The 19,718-nt window shown below is 36.8% G+C and carries 20 protein-coding genes and 1 tRNA gene; 5 read left to right on the top strand and 16 right to left on the bottom strand.

Annotated features, from left to right (window positions below; genetic code table 11):
- The first annotated feature begins 49 nt into the window (after positions 1–49).
- Positions 50–778, top strand: a complete 729-nt coding sequence (locus tag HA632_RS01080) for a biotin--[acetyl-CoA-carboxylase] ligase (protein ID WP_176305397.1) — start codon at positions 50–52, stop codon at positions 776–778.
- 2 nt (positions 779–780) lie between these two features.
- Here HA632_RS01080 and HA632_RS01075 read toward each other — a convergent pair whose 3' ends face one another.
- The 8 genes from HA632_RS01075 to HA632_RS01040 all read right to left on the bottom strand — a co-directional run bounded on the left by HA632_RS01075 (position 781) and on the right by HA632_RS01040 (position 6,488).
- Positions 781–1,146: a glyoxalase gene (locus HA632_RS01075; protein WP_176305396.1), complete on the bottom strand. Its 366-nt coding sequence runs from the start codon at positions 1,144–1,146 to the stop codon at positions 781–783.
- Positions 1,147–1,183: 37 nt separating this feature from the next.
- Positions 1,184–1,387, bottom strand: coding sequence for a helix-turn-helix transcriptional regulator (locus HA632_RS01070; RefSeq protein ID WP_176305395.1), 204 nt, complete (start codon positions 1,385–1,387; stop codon positions 1,184–1,186).
- Positions 1,388–1,390: 3 nt separating this feature from the next.
- Complete coding sequence (locus HA632_RS01065; protein WP_176305394.1) at positions 1,391–1,927, bottom strand: DUF2975 domain-containing protein; 537 nt, start codon at positions 1,925–1,927, stop codon at positions 1,391–1,393.
- Between the two features lie 490 nt (positions 1,928–2,417).
- Positions 2,418–2,645 carry a hypothetical protein gene (locus tag HA632_RS01060; RefSeq protein ID WP_176305393.1) on the bottom strand — a complete coding sequence of 76 codons (228 nt, stop codon included), beginning with the start codon at positions 2,643–2,645 and terminating at the stop codon, positions 2,418–2,420.
- 34 nt (positions 2,646–2,679) lie between these two features.
- A complete protein-coding gene (locus HA632_RS01055; protein WP_176305392.1) occupies positions 2,680–3,417 on the bottom strand; it encodes a hypothetical protein in 738 nt (245 codons plus the stop codon).
- Between the two features lie 215 nt (positions 3,418–3,632).
- Positions 3,633–4,247, bottom strand: coding sequence for a response regulator transcription factor (locus tag HA632_RS01050; protein ID WP_176305391.1), 615 nt, complete (start codon positions 4,245–4,247; stop codon positions 3,633–3,635).
- Positions 4,244–6,034: a sensor histidine kinase gene (locus HA632_RS01045; RefSeq protein WP_176305390.1), complete on the bottom strand. Its 1,791-nt coding sequence runs from the start codon at positions 6,032–6,034 to the stop codon at positions 4,244–4,246. The genes HA632_RS01050 and HA632_RS01045 overlap by 4 nt, the downstream gene beginning before the upstream one ends.
- A gap of 4 nt (positions 6,035–6,038) precedes the next feature.
- Complete coding sequence (locus HA632_RS01040; RefSeq protein ID WP_176305389.1) at positions 6,039–6,488, bottom strand: hypothetical protein; 450 nt, start codon at positions 6,486–6,488, stop codon at positions 6,039–6,041.
- 295 nt (positions 6,489–6,783) lie between these two features.
- Between HA632_RS01040 and HA632_RS01035 the strand changes: the two genes are divergently transcribed.
- Positions 6,784–8,271, top strand: coding sequence for an aminotransferase class V-fold PLP-dependent enzyme (locus tag HA632_RS01035; protein ID WP_176305388.1), 1,488 nt, complete (start codon positions 6,784–6,786; stop codon positions 8,269–8,271).
- Between the two features lie 14 nt (positions 8,272–8,285).
- Here the strand turns inward: HA632_RS01035 and HA632_RS01030 are convergent, their stop codons facing one another.
- On the bottom strand, positions 8,286–9,158 hold the full coding sequence (locus HA632_RS01030; protein WP_176305387.1) for a lysophospholipid acyltransferase family protein: 873 nt from the start codon (positions 9,156–9,158) through the stop codon (positions 8,286–8,288).
- A gap of 99 nt (positions 9,159–9,257) precedes the next feature.
- Between HA632_RS01030 and HA632_RS01025 the strand changes: the two genes are divergently transcribed.
- Complete coding sequence (locus HA632_RS01025) at positions 9,258–9,887, top strand: rhomboid family intramembrane serine protease (RefSeq protein ID WP_176305386.1); 630 nt, start codon at positions 9,258–9,260, stop codon at positions 9,885–9,887.
- Between the two features lie 46 nt (positions 9,888–9,933).
- Positions 9,934–10,674 (top strand): SIMPL domain-containing protein, encoded by a 741-nt coding sequence (locus HA632_RS01020; protein ID WP_228778732.1) that lies wholly within the window; start codon positions 9,934–9,936, stop codon positions 10,672–10,674.
- Positions 10,675–10,759: 85 nt separating this feature from the next.
- Here the strand turns inward: HA632_RS01020 and HA632_RS01015 are convergent, their stop codons facing one another.
- The 6 genes from HA632_RS01015 to HA632_RS00990 all read right to left on the bottom strand — a co-directional run bounded on the left by HA632_RS01015 (position 10,760) and on the right by HA632_RS00990 (position 15,475).
- Complete coding sequence (locus HA632_RS01015) at positions 10,760–11,302, bottom strand: hypothetical protein (protein WP_176305385.1); 543 nt, start codon at positions 11,300–11,302, stop codon at positions 10,760–10,762.
- A 428-nt stretch (positions 11,303–11,730) separates the two neighbouring features.
- Positions 11,731–11,812, bottom strand: a tRNA-Tyr gene (locus tag HA632_RS01010).
- Between the two features lie 149 nt (positions 11,813–11,961).
- A complete protein-coding gene (locus HA632_RS01005) occupies positions 11,962–12,333 on the bottom strand; it encodes a TlpA disulfide reductase family protein (RefSeq protein ID WP_228778731.1) in 372 nt (123 codons plus the stop codon).
- A gap of 35 nt (positions 12,334–12,368) precedes the next feature.
- Complete coding sequence (locus tag HA632_RS01000) at positions 12,369–13,133, bottom strand: DUF4369 domain-containing protein (RefSeq protein WP_176305384.1); 765 nt, start codon at positions 13,131–13,133, stop codon at positions 12,369–12,371.
- Between the two features lie 79 nt (positions 13,134–13,212).
- Positions 13,213–14,625, bottom strand: coding sequence for a rhodanese-like domain-containing protein (locus HA632_RS00995; protein WP_176305383.1), 1,413 nt, complete (start codon positions 14,623–14,625; stop codon positions 13,213–13,215).
- Between the two features lie 64 nt (positions 14,626–14,689).
- The gene (locus tag HA632_RS00990) at positions 14,690–15,475 is read right to left on the bottom strand and encodes a sulfite exporter TauE/SafE family protein (protein WP_176305382.1); all 786 of its coding nucleotides are present in this window, start codon (positions 15,473–15,475) and stop codon (positions 14,690–14,692) included.
- Between the two features lie 205 nt (positions 15,476–15,680).
- On the opposite strand from HA632_RS00990, the gene HA632_RS00985 reads away from it, so the two are divergent.
- Positions 15,681–17,642, top strand: a complete 1,962-nt coding sequence (locus HA632_RS00985) for an endonuclease (RefSeq protein WP_176305381.1) — start codon at positions 15,681–15,683, stop codon at positions 17,640–17,642.
- A gap of 48 nt (positions 17,643–17,690) precedes the next feature.
- On the opposite strand, the gene HA632_RS00980 is transcribed toward HA632_RS00985, so the two are convergent.
- Positions 17,691–19,658 (bottom strand): PAS domain S-box protein, encoded by a 1,968-nt coding sequence (locus tag HA632_RS00980; RefSeq protein ID WP_176305380.1) that lies wholly within the window; start codon positions 19,656–19,658, stop codon positions 17,691–17,693.
- Positions 19,659–19,718: the final 60 nt, after the last annotated feature.

The following is a 19,718-nucleotide window of genomic DNA, read 5'->3' as shown; positions in this document are numbered from 1 at the left end:
ATTTTTGCTTAACAAAAGTTTAAAATTACGACCAAATTTTATTTCTATCATGCCTATAATCAAACTCGATGCCATAGATTCGACCAATGACTATTTAAAGCAATTGGCCAAAGAAAAGTGGTTGGAAAATTACACCGCTGTCATGGCTTTGGAACAAACCAAAGGTAGAGGGCAAATGGGAGCGGAATGGGTAAGTGAGTCTGGTAAAAATTTAACTATCAGCGTTTTAATCAAAGATATGCCGCAGGAAATGATCTCTATATATGATTTTAATGTAGCGGTAGCTTTAGCAGCAGTTGGGTTGTTGACCATGAATGGCATAACCAAAGTAAATGTCAAATGGCCCAACGACATTATGGCAGAAAACAAAAAAGTGGGTGGCATACTCATAGAAAATTCCTTGAAATCAGATGGTAGTTTTACGGCGGTAGTAGGTTTCGGATTGAATTTGAACCAAACCGATTTTGAACATTTGCCCCAAGCCAACTCTCTGACTAATATTACCCAGCAAGTCTATGACTTAGACGAAATGGCGGAGCGGTTTATAAAATCACTCAAGTTGCATCTTATTCTTTTTCCTGAGCGGACTGACGAAGCTTGGGCACATTACAACAGTTTGTTGTTTAAAAAAGACAAACCGGCTGCTTTTGAATTTCCAAACGGTGACCGATTTATGGGCATTATCAAATGTGTGACTCGTGATGGGAAACTCGCCGTACTTTTAAACGATGACAGTGTGGAATATTATGAATTGAAGGAAGTGAAGTTGTTGTATTAGCTTTACTTTTTAAACTCTCCAAAGTGCCACAAAACACCTGAAGGATCGTGTACAAAACATTCGCTTCCCCAGTCTAATTCGCGGATGGGAACAACCCGAACACCTTGGTATTTTGATGGCAAGTCTAAAGTTAATAATTCCCTGTAAAACTGTTGTACATCTTCCACTTCCATAAAAACCATAGTGTTGTCTATCCAATCTTTTACATAAGCATCTTGCAGGTAAAAGCCTAATGTCTCACTTTTGAAATAAGACATATTGGATGACAAGACCACTTCTTCAAAGCCCAAGTTGCGATAAAAGCTCCGAGAGATTTCATAGTTTTTGGCACCTATAAAAGCGCGGATGGATTTGGCTTTGTGGTTCATTTGTTGATTTTTTATTGATATCAAATATACAAAATAGTTAGTCGGTGTATTCTAAAATATCGCCGGGCTGACAATCTAAGGCTTTGCAAATCGCTTCGAGTGTGCTGAAACGAATGGCTTTGGCTTTTCCGGTTTTTAGGATGGAAAGGTTAGACAAGGTTAAATCTACCTTTTCGGAAAGTTCGTTTAACGACATCTTTCTTTTGGCCATCATCACGTCTAGGTTTACAATTATTGCCATAATTTATATCGTTAAGTCGTTTTCGTTTTGAATAGCTACTCCTTTTTTGAAAATAAGCGCAATAATATAGATTACAGCGCCCATTAAAATAAAAGCTTGACTGTCAGCCCAAAACTGGTTTAAGTTGTCGGGAACAAAACCGTGATGTGTTAAACTTTTAACCAGCTCTCTGGCAATGTGACTTAGCACTCCAATGGAAAGGGTAAAATAACTCATATGTAAAATTTGTTTTGCCACAAAAGTGTTGAACGGTTTTGACAAATCCATTTTGTGCATTAGTCTGATAACGGTATAAAATAGGCAAGCTTTTAAAATGGCAATGATGAGAATAAAGCTATAAACCCCGAAAAAAACCATTTTACTGTCATCATACATTTGCGTTAAGTCCAATTTTTGATAAAGATTTTGGACAAACTCAGGGTTGTACAGACTGAAAAAGAAATTAACGATTAAGCCTCCTGCTTCAATAGACAAGCCTACAAAAATGAGCCAAGCCACAATGTATAAGCCCCAAAATACGAAGTTGTTTGTTTTTGACATAAGAATTGAATTTAAAGTTTAACAAGACAAATATATAATAAATATTTATTGATAAACAATAAATATGCATTTTTATTTAATAAATATTTATTGTAAGAGAAATAATTATCAATTCTTTTTTTAAATCAATCTTAGCTTGTTTAGTTCCACTTCTATATGTTAGTTCTGTCCATGTAATTGAATCATTTTCAGTGATGCTTTTTTCTTGAAAGCTAGTAATATCAATATTTAAGACAAACAAAAGAATAAGTTGTATTTTTCATAATAAGTTTTGAATATCACGCACAACATGTTGAAAAATATGATATACAAATCAATTCGCCTACACTAATTAATTTACAAGAAACCACTTTTATCTTTTAGGAAACTATTTTGAGTTCCTTTGGATAAAGTGGTTTAGCTGTTTTTGTCACATTGAGGTCACTCCAAAACCCTCTCATTAAAGTCTCAAAATAACAAGAGGGTGGAGCGGTAGGTATAAAGTGCCGGTTTATCGTATGTTCATTTGCACAAAGTGCAGCAGTTTTTGACGTTCTACCGGCGCGGGGAATATCTTTAAACAACGGTCGACTGTAGCCGCAATGCGAATGCGCGGTAGGTCAGGAAATTCTTCGGCTATAATTTGAATAATAAACTTGCGGTCGAGTGGTTTCTCGACATTGATGAATGGGGTATCATACACCATTTTACACTGGGTTTCTACATTAGTCCAACACATGATTTTGTTTTTTTTAATTAAGGTTTTTCAAATGTTAATTGCTGTCAATTCTTCCTTTTTTGAGCCAAGACAACCCGAAGGCCAACAAGGCAATGCTTTCTAAAATAAAAGTGATATTGTAGGCTTGTAATTGGGGATAGCTTTCTTCCAGCCATACCGAATAAATCAAGATAAATAATAGGCAAACCAACATGATGATGCCACAGTATTTGTAAAAATTATGAGAAGGCATTTTGCCAAAGTCTCCCACTTTTGCGGTGCGTCTGAAATTAAAAAATGAAATCAGCGATAAAGTAGTAATAAAGAAACCGGCAAAAATATAATGTATATACCCTATGATTTCACTGCTGATGTAGGTGCGAACATTATCTGAAAGACAATGGTTAGAAGAAGTGGGGAACAGGGCAACACCCAAAGCGCAAAATCCGGCCAGATTGGTCATGAAACTGTCTGACGGAATAATTTCCTCATCGCGTTGCGGATAACCGTGATAGCTGAATAGTAACAGAGCCACGGCAAAAAGCGTTCCGGTGAAGAGTTCGCCCACGGTAGTGTAGTAATAATGGCCGATAGAAGGTTTAAATGAACTACCGGCGGTGTATGTATTGCATTGAGTCATCATAAAAGTCTCATCATTGAATAAATTATAATGATTGATCATATAATTGCCCGCAAGTAGGATAAAAGGCAAGGACAGTCCGAGCCAACCAATAGATTGGCGTATTCGGTGGTAGGAAATCACCAAGTTGGGGCTTAAGTTTCTTTTTGGCATGTAATTGTATTATTTGGATCTTACCTGATGAATAAAAACCTGCCCTTGTTACAAATATCAAATACCACTAAAATTTTTGCGAGGGTAGGGCAGGATTTATAAACTAACCAAAACGTAATTAATTATGTTTTTGATTACCGAAAGTTCGGGAATGAAAACCAAAAAAAAAATCCCCATCAATGGGGATTTTTTTTTGTGATTTAAAGGTAAAAATACTACAAATAGTCGTATTTTCGCTCTAAAGCGAATTTTATTAAATCGGTTTTTCCGATAATTTTGATTTTTTTTGACATGTTTTTTCGGTGGGAATCAACCGTAGATTTTTCGATAAACAGCACATCGGCAATTTCCTGAGATGATTTTCCTTCGGCAATTAATAACAATATTTCTTTTTCGCGGTTGCTGAAGAACAATTCGTTTTTAGGTGTTTCATATTCGTTTTCGGCTTCATTCACAAAATAGGAATACCCTTGGTTAACGGCTCTAACAGCATCTAAAACGGTTTGCAAAGAAGAGTTTTTCATAATATACCCCGAAGCACCGGCTTCTTTCATTTGCGAAATAGCATCGTCGTGGTCAAACATGCTGAAGGCAATGATTTGGGTATTGGGCAATTCGGTTTTTATGGTTTTGGTGGCAGCTATACCGTCACATTTTGGCATTCGGATGTCGGTGATGACTACATTGGGTTTGAGTTGGCGCACAATTTCAATGAGCGCAAAACCGTCGTTGGCATAACCTACAATTTCAATATCACTCTCGTTTTTCATGAATGATTTTATACCATCGATGAGTGCTTGATGGTCTTCGGCAATTACTAACGTTATCATAATGGGATGTCTATAATGATGGTGGTTCCTTTTCCTTCAAAGCTGTCAATATTAAACGTGCCGTTTAATTGTTCTGTCTTTTTTTCAATATTGGCCAAGCCCATGCCTTCTTTTTTGTTGATGGCTTTTGGGTTGAAGCCTTTTCCGTTGTCTTCAATGATGATGTTGATGCTGTCTTCATCTTGCGTCAAACTGATGGTGATTTCCGAAGCTTGTGCATGTTTAATAGTATTCGTTATAATTTCCTGTATCATTCGGAATAAGGTCACTTCAAGGGCATTTTCAAGCCGCTCCGTCATGCCAAAAGGAATGACTTGGACTTTTAGTTTGTTAGGAATAGAGACTTTTTTAGCAATGTTTTGAACGGCGGGAACCAATCCTTCGCTGCCGATAACCCCAGCATTTTTGGCATGCGCCATACCGCGAACTTTTTGGTAAGCTTCTTCGATTAAATCATCGGTTTTGGCAAACATTTCCTTTTCTTCCTCTTTGATGCCTTCTTTTTGTTGGTAAAGGTTCTGGAAATTGAGTCTTAGTGTTGCCAAAACACTACCCAAGTTATCGTGTAAATCATTGGCTAACTTCAAGCGCTCTTTTTCTTGTCCTTCCAGTATTTTGTCAATTTCAAGTAATTCTTGATCCTTGAGCACATTTTCGAGTTTTTGGCTTTCGATGAGCTTTTCCTGCTCGGCTATTTTTTTCTTTTTGTTGATATTAATGATTCTGAAATAAGCGCCAATTACGAAAAGCAAGAATACACCAACAAAAGAGTAGAGTATTAGTTTGTTTTTTTGGTCTTTGATTTTTAACTCTTGGTTCTCAAGCTCTTTTTTTTGGGTTTCGTATTTGGTATTAATGTCACGGATGATTTTGTTTTCTTCTTGATCGCTCAAATCGCTTTCGTATTTTTTTTTCTTATCAAGACATTCCAGTGCTTTTTCATAGTTCTTCATTTCTCGATAAGTATCAGATAAGAACTGATAGATATTGGCATTAAAAAGAATCCTATAATTGTCGAATTTTAAGGAAAATGTCTTTTCGTATAATGGTATGGCTTTCTCCGGCTTTCCTTCTTTTCTGTACATTCCGGCATAGTTAATATAGACATAACCGATACCTTCCTCAAAATTATGATTTTTGCTTTTCTCTAATGATAATCCCAAATAATAGCGTGCCATTTTGAAATCATTCAGACTTAGACGATAAGTAATACCAATTCTTCTGTCGTATATTGTTTCATCGATGTAATATTTGTTTTTAACAGCAATTGCTTTTCCAATTTGGTAGACCCTAATTGCTTCATAAGGCAAAGAATCCAAGAGGTTGCTGCCAACTTCTAAATAGGCAGAACTCAACAATTTTGGTTTATTGTTTTTTTTGGCATAGGCTATAGCTTCATCTAAGAGTGGTTTGTAATCTTTATAGACATAACCACTATATCTTTTTTGTTCCGCAATAGTTATGGCTAATTCCATGGCCTTGTATAAATCATGGGCTTTGAGGTAAAGTGCTCTGGATTTGACAAAATGTTCTACGGCACCGGCACCGGAGTTACGTAGATATTGTGTTTTTCCGGACAAATGTTCAAAAAGGGCTTGGTCTTTTATCGATAATTCTTTGGTGTTGAACTTTCTCAATTCAGCTAAACGCGTAGTGTAATCCAGTTTGTCAAATTTAGATTCAAACTCTTTTAAGGCTTTATTTTGTGCGAAAGCTACAGCTGCACTAAAAAGAAATAGTGCAACAAGCAAGAATCTGTTACCATATGTTTTTTTTACTTTAAGCATTTATTTACACCATATTTCCATTACCGGTAGACCCCGGAGGTGAACCGGCGGCTAAGTGTACATAAATACCGGCTTTGTAGTTTTTGATGTATTGATTGTCATCGGCATTAGTTGCCGGGTCAAAACCGATGCCGTGGTGGATGTAAACCTCAATCTTATCTCCGGTAGTGATGCTGAAAATGTCTTTGTCACCCGGTTCTAAATAATCAGTATTAAGTTTTCCGAATGAAATATCATTTTCAAGAAGATTAGCATCGGGTGGATAATTGGTGAAGTCGGTGTCGTTTTTGTCAACCGTTTGTAAAATACCAACTATAGCATAACGGTTGGCATCACAAATATTGTAAAACTCACTGATATAAAACTTATCCGGACTGATATCAGTCGTTTGGATGTCTAATTTAAAGGTGCTTTTTTTTGCTTCAAAGGTTCCTTTTGATTGATAAACGGTCATGATTTAACTTTTTTTGGTTTGTATCCTCAAAGATGAGAAAAATATTGTAAAAAAAATCGTCGTCAATGGGGATTTTTCAACATAATTTAAGTGGATAAATAGTACAATTTGATTTGAAGAACGTTTTATTCATTAAAAATTAAAGAGTGGAAAGTTTTAGGAGTATTGTTTTTAGCTTTCTAAGCTAATTTTAGTTTAATATGTAAAGAAGTTTTTTTGTGAATTTATCAACAAAGAGGAAATTTATTGAGCTAAAATTAAAAATAATGTATCTTTGAGCACAAATAGTTGCATTATGATTACCACAGAAACCCAAACAGCTTTAGAGCAATATTTCCAACAGTTTCGCCAGAACATTATTGGAATTGACCAAGAGTTTGAGTCTCCTTTCGGGAAGAAAAAAATCATTTACACCGACTGGACTGCAAGCGGAAGATTGTATCGCCCGATTGAGGAAAAGCTGATAAATGAATTCGGACCTTTTGTGGCCAATACCCATACAGAAACGACTATTTCAGGAACGGCTATGACTATGGCTTATCACGAAGCCCGTCACATTATCAAAAAACATGTCAATGCCAATGAAAATGATGTCTTGATTAACGACGGCACCGGAATGACGGGTGTAGTAAATAAGTTTCAAAGAATACTAGGTTTAAAAGTCCCTGAAAACTTAAAAGACTTCACAACTATTCCGCAAGAAGTAAAACCAATCGTTTTTATATCGCACATGGAACACCATTCTAATCAAACTTCTTGGTTAGAAACCATTGCCGATGTAGTAGTAATTCCGGCTAATGAAGACGGTTTGTTGTGCATGAAGGAGTTCAAAGAGCTATTAGAAAAATACAAAGACAGAAGCTTCAAAATTGCTTCTATAACTTCTTGTTCCAATGTAACAGGAATCAGAACGCCTTACCATGAAGTAGCCAAACTAATGCACCAAAATAACGGCGTTTGCTTTGTGGATTTTGCGTGTTCCGGACCATACGTTGAAATTGATATGCATCCGGATGAAGAAAGCTATTTAGATGCTATTTTCTTTTCGCCGCACAAGTTTTTGGGTGGTCCGGGAACTTCGGGTGTGCTGATTTTTAATAAAAATTTATACAAAAACAATGTACCCGATTGTCCGGGTGGCGGAACCGTTTCATGGACCAATCCTTGGGGCGAGCACAAATACATCGATAATATCGAAGACCGCGAAGATGGCGGAACTCCTGGCTTTTTGCAAGTAATTAAAACCGCTTTGGCCATTCAGTTGAAGGAGCAAATGGGCGTAAAAAATATCTTAGAACGCGAACACGAAATCGTAGAATATGTGTTTTCAGAATTGAATTCGATAGAAAACATTCACATTTTAGCCAACCAACATCAAGACAGGTTAGGGGTGATTTCGTTTTATATTGACGATTTGCATTTTAATTTAGGGGTAAAATTGCTGAATGACCGTTTCGGAATTCAAACTCGTGGCGGTTGCAGTTGTGCCGGAACTTACGGGCATTTCTTATTGCATGTGGATCAGGAAACCTCTCATGATTTGGTGTGCCAAATTACCTCGGGCGATTTAATCAAAAAACCGGGATGGATTAGAATGTCGATTCACCCAACAACTACTTCTGAAGAAATTCAATTTGTTTGCGAAAGCATCAAAGCTTTGGCATTAAACCATAAAGAATGGGGCAAAGACTATGAATACAATCCCAAAACCAACGAGTTCATTCATAAAAACGCGAAACATTCAGAATTGGCAATGGTAAAATCTTGGTTCACCACAAAATAACTGAAGTCTGCGGACTATTTTTTCTTGTGTTTCCAGCGCTTGTGTGTCCACAAATAATATTCGGGTGCTTCGTAGATTTGTTTTTCCACGCGTCTTAAAAACTCCTCCGAGATTTGATAATTAGGCACTTCACTCGGATGGTCAAACATGGTCTCTAAAGTGGCTTCATAGTAACCTCGCTTGACTTTTTTTACTTTTAAAAATATGACATTCATGTCAAATCGCTTGACCAACATCTCCGCACCGGTGTGAATAGGGGTTTCTATACCCAAAAAAGTGCCCCAATGATGGGTTTTACTCAATTGAGGCGATTGGTCGCTGGCAAAACCATATAAACCCAATCGCTTTTCAAGATGGTTTTTTTCAATAGTCGGAATGGTTTCTCGGGTAGTAATCAGTAGGGCTTTAAATTTCAAGCGAATGTCTTTCACCATTTTGTCAAAATAAGTATTTCCCACTCTTTTGTAAATGGCATAACTGGTCAGATTACTGTATTTATTCAAAGAAATTGCCCACTCGTAACTGGCATAATGCGCCATCATTACTGCGATACTTTTTCCTTGTTTTTCCATTTCGATTAATGCTTCGATATTGGTAAACGTAAACCGCTTGTCCATTTCTTCTTCAGAGAGCGACATGGTTTTCATCATTTCCAAAAACATATCACACAAATGGCGATAGGATTTTTTTTCAATGACTATTCGTTCCTTTTGTGTCAAATGAGGTAAAGCTGAGGCGATATTTTGCCGCACAATTTTTTTTCGGTAACCAATGAGATAATAGACCAGAATGTATACTAAATCAGAAGTAAAGTACAATACTCGAAAAGGCAGCTTTGAGATTAACCAAATAATGGGATAGAGCAGTAAAAAGGTGAGGAGTTGCATTGGTTTTTTTTTGTAAATATAAAGTTAAATGTCATTTTAAACCGATAACATTCATTAAACCTGAAGAAGTATTGTTATTTTTACCAAAATGTTTCGGTTATGTTCAACATATTTTTAATAGGCATTATCTTGGCCAATGTTCTAGTAAGTATTAAAGGGTTTAACGACCAATTGTTTTTTAGAAAGTACCAATTTCACGTAGGCAGTATTCGTGCCGGAGAACAAATAAGAATGATAACCTCTGGATTTCTCCACGCCGATGAAATTCATTTGGCTTTCAACATGCTTACCCTTTATTTTTTCGCACCGATTGTATACGGAATATTAGGAGATTTCTCTTTTCTTCTGATTTATGCGGCGAGTTTGGTTTTCGGAAGTTTATTGACGATGGTATTTCATGGTAATGACTATAGTTATAGTGCCGTAGGTGCTTCGGGAGCGGTGACCGGAATTATTTATTCGGCCATATTGCTAGCGCCCGATATTGAGATTTATGGTTTTATTCCGGGATATATTTTCGGATTCATTTATTTGCTGACGTCTATTTATGGCATGAAAGCCAAGCGGGATAATATCGGACATACAGCGCATTTTGGCGGTGCTATTGGCGGTTATGCCATCACGTTGATAAAAGACCCGGCATTGTTTCAAAATAGTACATCAACGGTTGTTTTATTGGCCATTCCAATTGTTGTTTTATTCGTAATGGCGAAAACCGGCAGATTATAATTGGCACAACTTTTGGAAACTCACTAATAATTTAAAATACAATATCATGAAATCGAAGATTCACGAATACCAAAAAAACAAATTTAATCTGATGAGTAAAAAAGCAGTTTTAATTTTAGCCCTATTAGTCGCAGGTATTTCCAATGCGCAAGAATCAAAAGCCCAAGTGCCTCAAATTTCAGTTTCCGGTGAAGGAAAAATAAAAATTGTTCCCGATCAAGCCGTGGTAACTGTTGGTTTTCAAAACTCAGGGAAAGATGTCAAAGAGGTAAAGACTTTGAACGATGAAGTGGTAGATAAGGTAATCAAGTTTTTAAAGAAGAGCGGTATTCCGGCTACAGATTATAAAACCAACAATGTTAGTTTGGGAAAAAGTTATGATTATGAAAAGAAAAAGTCAATTTTTCAGGCCAATCAAACTTTGAGCATTACCCTAAAAGATTTGTCAAAGTATGATGAAATCATGATGGGATTGAATGATGCCGGGATTAATTCAATTCAGGGCGTAGAATTCAAATCTTCTAAAATGGAGGATCATGAAAGAGAAGCCCGAAAAAAAGCCATATTGAATGCCAAACAAAAGGCCAATGATTATGTCTCGGTTTTAGGGCAAAAAGTAGGCAAAGCCATTTTGATTACAGATAACTCAAGTGTGCATGTACCACAACCTTACTTTAAAGGAAACATGATGGCCATGGCCACTGAGGCTGATTCTTCAAGAGAAACATTAGCCATAGGTGAAATAGAAATTGTGACCAATGTGAGTGTGGTTTTCGCTTTAGAATAACAGCCAATAGGTTTTAAATAAAAATCCCGCCTTGTTCAAACAAGGCGGGATTTTTATATTGTGATAAATTTTATTGTAATAAATTTTATTTTGGTAAAGGTGCTCCTACTGCAATACCACATTGATGTCCGGGTTGTCCGTGTGGTGGATTCATTCCCGGTGCTGTGGTTGTTTGTGCCGCATCCGGATTTAAAATGGCCGGAGCGCCTGCTGGTTGCGGTGTTGAGGTTGTTGTTTGTGTGGTGAATTTACTTGGATCAATTTGTTGGGTTGTAGCCGAACCTATTTTGGGCTGATTATTGTTTCCCGGAGGAGAATTCAAGGGCGCACCCACTGCTATATCACAACGGTGTCCCGGTTGTCCGTGTGGCGGATTCATCCCTTTTTTGGTGGCCGCTTGTGGGTTGGGTGTTAACGTTTGACTGGCAGTTGCCGTTTGGTTTTGGGTTGGAGCAACATTTTGAATAGCCGGTTGTTGCGTATAAGTTTGTGCCGGGATAGATTGAACTCTCGGCATTACAATTTCTTTTGGAGCGTCACTACTAGTTGTAGTTTCTTCTTCTTTTTTGCAAGAGGTAACGACAAAAGATACCGTCAATAGTGAGCAAATAAATAGATTTGATTTCATAAAACAATATTTTAGAATTCCAAAGATACCTTTTTTGACTATATCTGCAACAAAAAAAGTGCTGGTAATGAAGCACAATCATGTTAAAGTTTTATAATTACGTATTTATAAAATTTTGCTCTTTTGTGGAGAACAGATATGTTTCGTTTTCTTTAGCAAGATGCCCTTGCTCAAAGCAAAAGCGCGAAACATTTATAAATAAACAGTTTTATTTGCAGGATTATTTCATGATCCGTAAGGGTGAACCCTTACGCAAAGCAAAAAGTCCACAACATTTATAAAAGTAAACCAGTCTTTTTGTAAAGTAATGCTAAACTAGGAAAGGATTTTGCTTCGCAATATCCTTCAAAGCTACGCTTTGAAAATAGAATAAATAAAAAAAACGCTCAAGTGAACTTGGCGTTTTTTCTTTTTATGCTATTTATTCGTGGGGAGAGCAGGATTCGAACCTGCGAAGATGTAATCAGCGGATTTACAGTCCGCCCTCGTTGGCCGCTTGAGTATCTCCCCATTGCTTATAGCGATTGCAAATATAAAAACACTTTTGAGGTTCACAAATAAAAATGACACTTAATTCTACAGCTTTTTTTAAGCGATTGGTTTTAAATGACATAAAAAAATCTCCCTTAGGAGATTTTTTGTTTTTTTGTGAGTTTGGCTTATTTTGTAGCCAAAAGAGCTTCGATTTTAGCTTTCATTTCTTCGTGAGGCAAATCAATTCCAATAATTTTGCCCGTTGCATCCAACAAAAAAGTGGTAGGGATTAATTCAATTCCGTATTGAACGGCTATTGGATCTTTCATTTCTTTTAAATTGGAAACCTGTGTCCAAGTTAATTTGTCTTTGGCAATGGCTTCTTTCCACTTTGCCGGATCTTCATCCAACGATACACTGATGATATTAAATCCTTTACTGTGAAACTCATTATATAAAGCGACTAGTGTTGGATTTGCTGTTCGGCATGGCGCACACCATGAAGCCCAAAAATCAATCAAAGTTACCTTACCAAGGCTTTCTTTTAAAGAAACCAATTTCCCTTCGGGAGTAGGTGCTTTAAAGTTGGGCGCTATTTGATTAACTCTGAGGGTTGATTTGGCGCTGGTTTTTTTTTTAACGCATCAATATTCTCTTGAATGCTTTTAGCCGGTTTGGTTTTTTTCAAAGAAGCATCTAAAGAATTGAATGTATCTTCAATCTCTTTTGGTGTAAATTTTGGATTGCTCATCATCATTTGTACGATTAGAACACTGATGAATGATTTTGGGTGAGTTTTAGCATAACCAACCGTAAATCCTTCCATGTTTTTTTGAATCTCTTTTTGAAGAGGCTCATATTCGGCTCTTAGTTTGTTTGCAATGGCTGTGTCTCTGGTTTTTTCAACTTGCTCAATCAAGGCTTTGTTTTTGGCTTCAAAAGCTTTCATTTTCTTTTGTGCCGCTTTTTGAATTTTGCTTGATTCAGTATTGAAATTAGTAAACTCTTCATTGTTGTAAGTTCCTGATAATTTTGATTTGAATAGAGTGTCTTTATCTACTTCAATTTCAATTTCACCACCTTCTAAAATTAACGGAAGTTTGTTTTGTAATTTATCAAATCTGAGGTAGTGAATTTCCGGTTCGCCGGTTTTACCTTTAATTTCAAATTTTCCGTCTTCAATTTTCACAGTATCTATAGCAGTGAATCCCATGCCCATTGGACTTTGTTTTTCTAAGAAAATCAAACCTGTTTTCATGCCTTTTACATTCCCTGTGATAACATATTCCCCTTCTCCTAAGTTGTTACAGGCAAAAAGAACTACAGCTACGGCTACTAAAAGAATTATTTTTTTCATTTTTTTGTTTTAAATTTTACGACTGCAAATGTATTTAAATTGCAATAGTTTAAGTGATTTTTTTGTTTTTTTTATCGAATTATTTTTTGGTGGATGGACAAACAAATTGGGTACAAGAAACACTGGTTTGCTTGATGCCGTTCATCCCTTTTTCAACATTAATGATATTGTGGATACCTCTCGATTTTAATATAGAAGCCATTATCACAGAACGATAACCACCGGCACAATGCAAAAAGAAATCATTGCTTTTTGGTACACTTTGAAAATTCTCGTTCACAGTATCTAATGGTATATTGAGAGCGTTTTCAACATGTTCTGCTTCAAATTCTCCTGGTTTTCTGGCATCAACTACGGTGCTTTCAGGAGTTAATTGTTTTGCAAATTCCTCCGGTGTAATTGATTGGATACTGTCGGTTTCATATCCGGCTTCAATCCAAGCATCAATGCCGCCATTCAAATACCCTAAAACATGGTCAAACCCAACACGAGATAATCTTGTAATGGTTTCTTCTTCTCTTCCGGCGGGAATTACCAACAATAATTTTTGGTTGACATCTCTTAACAAGGCACCAACCCAAGGAGCAAAATTCCCTTGAATTCCAATAAAGATTGAGTTGGGAATATGCGACTTGACAAAATCATTTTCGTGTCGTACATCCAAAACCACAACATCACCTTGATTGGCAACGGTTTCAAATTCATTAGGTGAAAGTCCGATATTACTTTTTTGTATGATGTTATCCAGACTTTCATAGCCTTTGATATTCAGCAGTACATTTTGTGGAAAATAGGCAGGAGGAAGTCCTAAACCGTCTAATAATTCTTTGGTGAACTCCTCCTTAGTCATGTCGGCTCTCAAAGCATAGTTCGTCCGCTTTTGGTTACCCAAAGTGTCTGTGGTTTCCTTACTCATGTTTTTACCGCAAGCACTTCCGGCACCGTGACTCGGATATACAATCAAATCATCACTTAGCGGCATGATTTTGTTGCGCAATGAATCAAATAAATAGGAAGCCAATTTTTCTTGTGTCAACTCTTCAGTCAAGGCTTGTGCCAAGTCAGGTCGACCTACATCTCCGATAAATAGAGTATCTCCCGTAATAATTCCGTGTTGTTTTCCGTTTTCATCGGTTAATAAGTAGCAAGTACTCTCCAAAGTATGTCCGGGAGTGTGGATGGCTTTGATGGTATAAAGCCCTACTTTAAATTCCTGATTGTCTTGGGCTATTATAGCTTCAAAAGCAGGTTCAGCGGTTGGTCCATAAACAATTTTTCCGCCACTTTTTTGGGCCAAATCCAAGTGACCCGACACAAAATCGGCATGGAAATGGGTTTCAAAAATATACTTGATTTTAGCGTTGTCCTTGGCCGCTTTGTCTAAGTAAGGTTGCACTTCGCGTAGCGGATCAAAAATAGCAGCTTCTCCATTGCTTTCCATATAATAAGCCGCTTGCGCAATGCATCCGGTGTATATTTGTTCGATTTTCATAATGGTAATAGTTTATGCAAATTTAAAGATTAGATGTGTAGTTACAATTTGAATTTAGAATACTTTATGATAAAAGCTCTCGGTAAAGTATGAATATTGACATGGCAAAAATGAAGTAACCAAATATCTTTTTCAGCAATTTTTCGTTGATATATTTTTGAATAAATAGTCCGATAAAAATCCCAATGACAGACAATAAAGTAAAACCTAATAAAAATTGCCAATCAATGGTTGTAGTTTGTACATCGCCCAAGAATCCTATTAGCGAATTGATGGTGATGATCAAAAGCGAGGTTCCGATAGCTTTTCGGATAGTCAGTCGCGCCAAAGTTATCAAAGCCGGGATAATTAAAAATCCGCCGCCGGCTCCAATTAAACCGATTAAGATACCAACTAAAAACAACTGAAAAATCACCCAGTATTTATTTTTTGGTACAACAACTAACGGCTCTTTGGTTTCTTTCAACATTGAAATGGCTGCTAATAACATGACCATTGCAAATAGTAACATCAAAAAAGTACCTTTTGACAATTGCATTGACGCAAAGTAAAATAAAGGATCCGGTATACCGGGGACAATAAATTTTCGGGTCAAATAAACTCCGATGACAGAAGGTATGGCAAATTGCAAGGCAGTTTTGGGCGCCACTAAATTTTTTTTAAAATTCTGAATCGTCCCAAAAGCTGAAGTAGTACCCACAATAAAAAGTGAATAAGCTGTGGCAGTGATAGGATGCAATCCTAACAAATAAACTAATATCGGCACTGTGAGTATAGAACCACCGCCTCCGGTTATGCCTAATACGATACCAATTATTAAAGCGCCAATATACCCTAAAAGTTCAACCATTATTTGCAATCCATAATCAGGGTAAAAATAGTGTATTTATTTAAAAAAAAGGAAATCATTTTATGTACTAAAATTCTACAGTTAACCACGATTTTTTAAAGTTTTTTCTTTAAAATATAATCTAATAACACCAAAAAAATCATAAATAAATTGAATTTAACTTTTAATAGTTTGCATATCAATAAATTTGACAAAATTTCAATTAATGCTCAAAAAAATATTGTGCTATCTATTGGTGCTGTCCACATCAATGATACAAGCTCAGGTGGTTATTAACGAACTCGATTCTGATAACCCAAGTACTGATGATAAAGAATTTATAGAGTTAAAGTCGGCAACGCCCAATTTTTCTCTGAATGGTTATGTCTTAGTCTTTTTTAACGGAACGGGTTCATTAGCAGATAAAAGCTATTACACCATTAGTTTGAATGGATTAACCACCGATGTCAATGGGTTAGTTCTTATCGGAAACAATTTGGTATCTCCGGTTCCGGAACGAATTTTCACCAACAGCTCAATTCAAAATGGCCCCGATGGTGTTGGACTGTATTTGGGTTCAACGGCAGATTTTCCGGTCAATACCACCGCTACCACAGTTAATTTAATTGACGCTTTGGTTCATTCTAACAACAATACACAAGTACCATCTTTGCAAACCTTGTTGGGCGTGACAACTCAAGTTAATGAAAACGCCAATAGTTTAGGAACTACCCAGTCTATTCAACGTAAATCGGATGGCACTTGGGAAGTTAAGAACCCAACTCCCGGGGCTAATAACGACGGAAGCGGCTTTGTTTTTAACGGAATTACCATAACGGTCAATACTACTCACAAGAATGAATATGATAGTTTTGCAATAACGTTTACCACTGATACTAGTGTTACTGCCGATTTGACTTTCAATTTTACTCTGGATAATGCGAGTTTTACTACGGCAGATTTTACCGGTAATACTACTGTTTTTATCCCGGTAGGTTCAAATACATTCACCACAACCATTACCCTCGTTGATGATGTATTGGATGAAGGAGATGAAATTTTGAAAGTTAAGTTTGGTACGTTACCTTTTGGGTATAACCGCAGAAATGATAATATTGAGATTAGAGTCGTTGATAACGATTTTACGACATCGTCTTTCGGGACGCCTTTGAATCCAACCTACGGAAATGTTACCAGCACTGTGCCAACAGGCTATTATGATTCCTTGGAAGGTTTGTCTGGTGTTGCTTTAAAGCAAGCATTGCAAAATATTATTGCTGATCCTGCGGTGGTTCGGGCACACAATTACGGAGATATTACAAATATTTTAAAAGTGGCCGATCAAAATCCTTTGAACAGTAATCAGGTTTGGCTAATGTATGTTGAAACACCCAGAGCTAAATTAGATTTTCAAACCACGTCCAGTAATGTAGGGTCGTGGAATAGAGAGCATATTTATCCGCAATCTCGCGGTGGTTTTGCCAACGCTACCAATGATGTGCCTGATGGTATTAACGTTTGGTTACCAACCAATGCTGATGATATTGCAGCCGGTCATGGCGATGCACATCACATTCGAGCTGAAGACGGTCCGGAGAACTCATCAAGAAGCAATCGTGATTATGGTTTGACCGGATACAATGGACCTACCGGTACCCAAGGTTCTTGGAAAGGCGACGTAGCTCGTTCCGTGTTTTACATGGCTGTTCGTTACAATGCTCTTAGTGTAGTGAATGGTGATATTCCTGATACAACGGTTGGTCAGCTTGGGGATTTGGCTTCGCTTTTAACATGGAACCATACCGACCCAAGAGACGATTTTGAAATGAATCGCAACAATTATATTTATACTTGGCAGTATAATCGAAATCCGTTTATTGATTATCCACTTTTAGCCGATTATATTTGGGGTGCTAATACCGGTCAAGCTTGGTATGCATCGTTGTCTTCAAATGAAAATCAAACGGTTAATTACTCCATTTATCCCAATCCGGCAAGGGAAAGTTTTACGATTTCCGGAATCAATACAGAGGCCACTATTGAGCTTTTTAACAGTTTGGGAATGAAAGTTTTTGAGCAGCAATTTGTGGGTGAAACTCCTATTAATCTGAATGTAAGTGCCGGAATTTATTTGGCCAAGATTGTTACTAACGGCAAGACAAGAGTGCAAAAGATAGTAATTCAATAATCATTATCTCCAATATAAAGTAAGCCAATCAGGAATAGATTGGCTTTTTTATTTGAAATAAATCGTAAAAGTTGTGCCTACGTTAACCTCGCTTTCGGTTTCAATTTTACCGCCCATAGTGTCAATTTGGTTTTTAGAAATGAACAACCCAATGCCTTTAGCATCCGGATTGCTGTTGAAGGTTTTATACATCCCAAAAAGATCCTCGCGATTTCTTTTCAGGTTAATTCCAATACCGTTGTCTGAAATACTGAGCGCTTTTTTGGCCTCGTCAAAAGTTAGGATAATTAATGGTTTTCTCTCCGGATGACTATAACGAATGGCATTAGAGATAAAATTGTACAATATGCTTTCTAAATAAGCTGCATTGTAGTTAATTTGGATGTGAAGCGGCACCCGATTCTCGATGACAACTTGTTTGTCCTGTATTTGTCGCTGGAGAATGTTGAGGCTGTTTTCGATGAACTGATGTAAGTTCAGGCTTTCAATGGTTAGGTTAATATTGGTTCTGATGTTCACCACTTCGTTCAAATTTCTCATGGTTTCATCAAGCGATTTAGAGACTTGCTTGAGTAAATCAACCATTTCATCTTGCTCTTCTTTGGTTTTTACGCCATCTAAAAGGCTCGAAATCAATTCAATGTTACTCGTATGAGATCGCAAGTTGTGGGAAACGATATAGGAAAAATTCAAGAGTCTTTTGTTTTGTTCGGAAACTAATTTAAAGGACAGATTCAACTCTTCCACCGCTCTTTTTTTGTCAGTAATGTCTTCAACGATGGCAATATGATTTAAAACGCGGTTTCCTTCCTTCCATAACACGGCAACGACCAAGTTGACCCAAACAATTTTCCCGGTTTTATGGATGTATCTTTTTTCAATACAAAAATCATCAATGATTCCTTTTTTGATTTTATCCATATGATCCAAATCAATTTGCAAATCATCGGGATAAGTTATGCTTTGGAAGTTGGTCGCTAAAAGTTCTTCTGTAGAATAACCTACAATCCGGCCATATTCTTTGTTGATGGTAATAAAGTTCCCGGTTGTGGTGTCAATTTTGGCAATCCCAACCGGTGCTTGATTAAAAATAGCCCCAAATTCAGCTTCTCGCTTGATAATTTTCTGGGTTTGTATTTCAATTAGTTTTTGGAGTTCTGCCGGCTTTTTTAAGATAGAAGTGACCCATAAACTTACCATAATTGCCAATAACAAACTTAGCGAAATAGAGGTATACAATTGGTTGATAATGCCGTTTTGATTTCTTGAAATCAGATACAGTTTCCAATCGCCGTCGGGGATATCAACCATTAAATATGATTTGTCTTTTAAGGCTTTATCTTGTGGAAGAAAAAACTCTTCTTGGAGAGTTGAAGGATTGACCTTTGAAAATTGGAAATAATATTTGGTATCGTCGATGGCATTTATTCCCGACTGTTTGATTAAGGTCTCCAAGCGAATAACTACGGCTGAGAATCCCCAAAATTTATTGTTTTTATATATTGGAAGCCTTCCTACAACGCCAATTCCGCCTTGCTTTAATTTTAGTGGACCCGCAAAATACATCAATTTGGATTGGATTGATTTACGGGCTTCATATTTAACATAAGGCGAGTTTAAAATGTCATAATCAATAGCTTCTTTGTTTTCTTCATAAGGATAGACATATTTGATTACTCCATTAGGAACCAATTGAACCGCATCAATGGATTTGTTTTTGTCAACCAATTGAGGGGCAATTTTGTCAAAATACTCCGGTTCCCCTTTGTCATTTATGGTCATGGCCAAACTCAGGGCAGAAGTGTAACTATTTTTAAGAACCTGTTCAAAATTTTGACGCGCTACTTGGAGAATGTTAGACATTTCCCTACGTTCGTTTTCTTTGATTACTTCATATCGCAACTTTACCAGAAAGCTCAATAGAACCAGCATGATTAAAAAGACAATTACACCTGTAGTCTTAGGTCTTATTAAAACCCACTGGGCTGTTTTTTTGAAACTTTCTTTGAAGCTCATAGAGAAATTTAGCTTTAGATTAATAGACTTAAGTTGTCTAAAAATATTAAAAAAAAGATG

Source organism: Flavobacterium sp. J49 (genome assembly GCF_011742145.1).
Taxonomy (GTDB): Bacteria; Bacteroidota; Bacteroidia; order Flavobacteriales; family Flavobacteriaceae; genus Flavobacterium.
The sequence above is the reverse complement of the archived record's forward strand: the minus strand, read 5'-3'. Positions and strand labels throughout refer to the sequence as shown.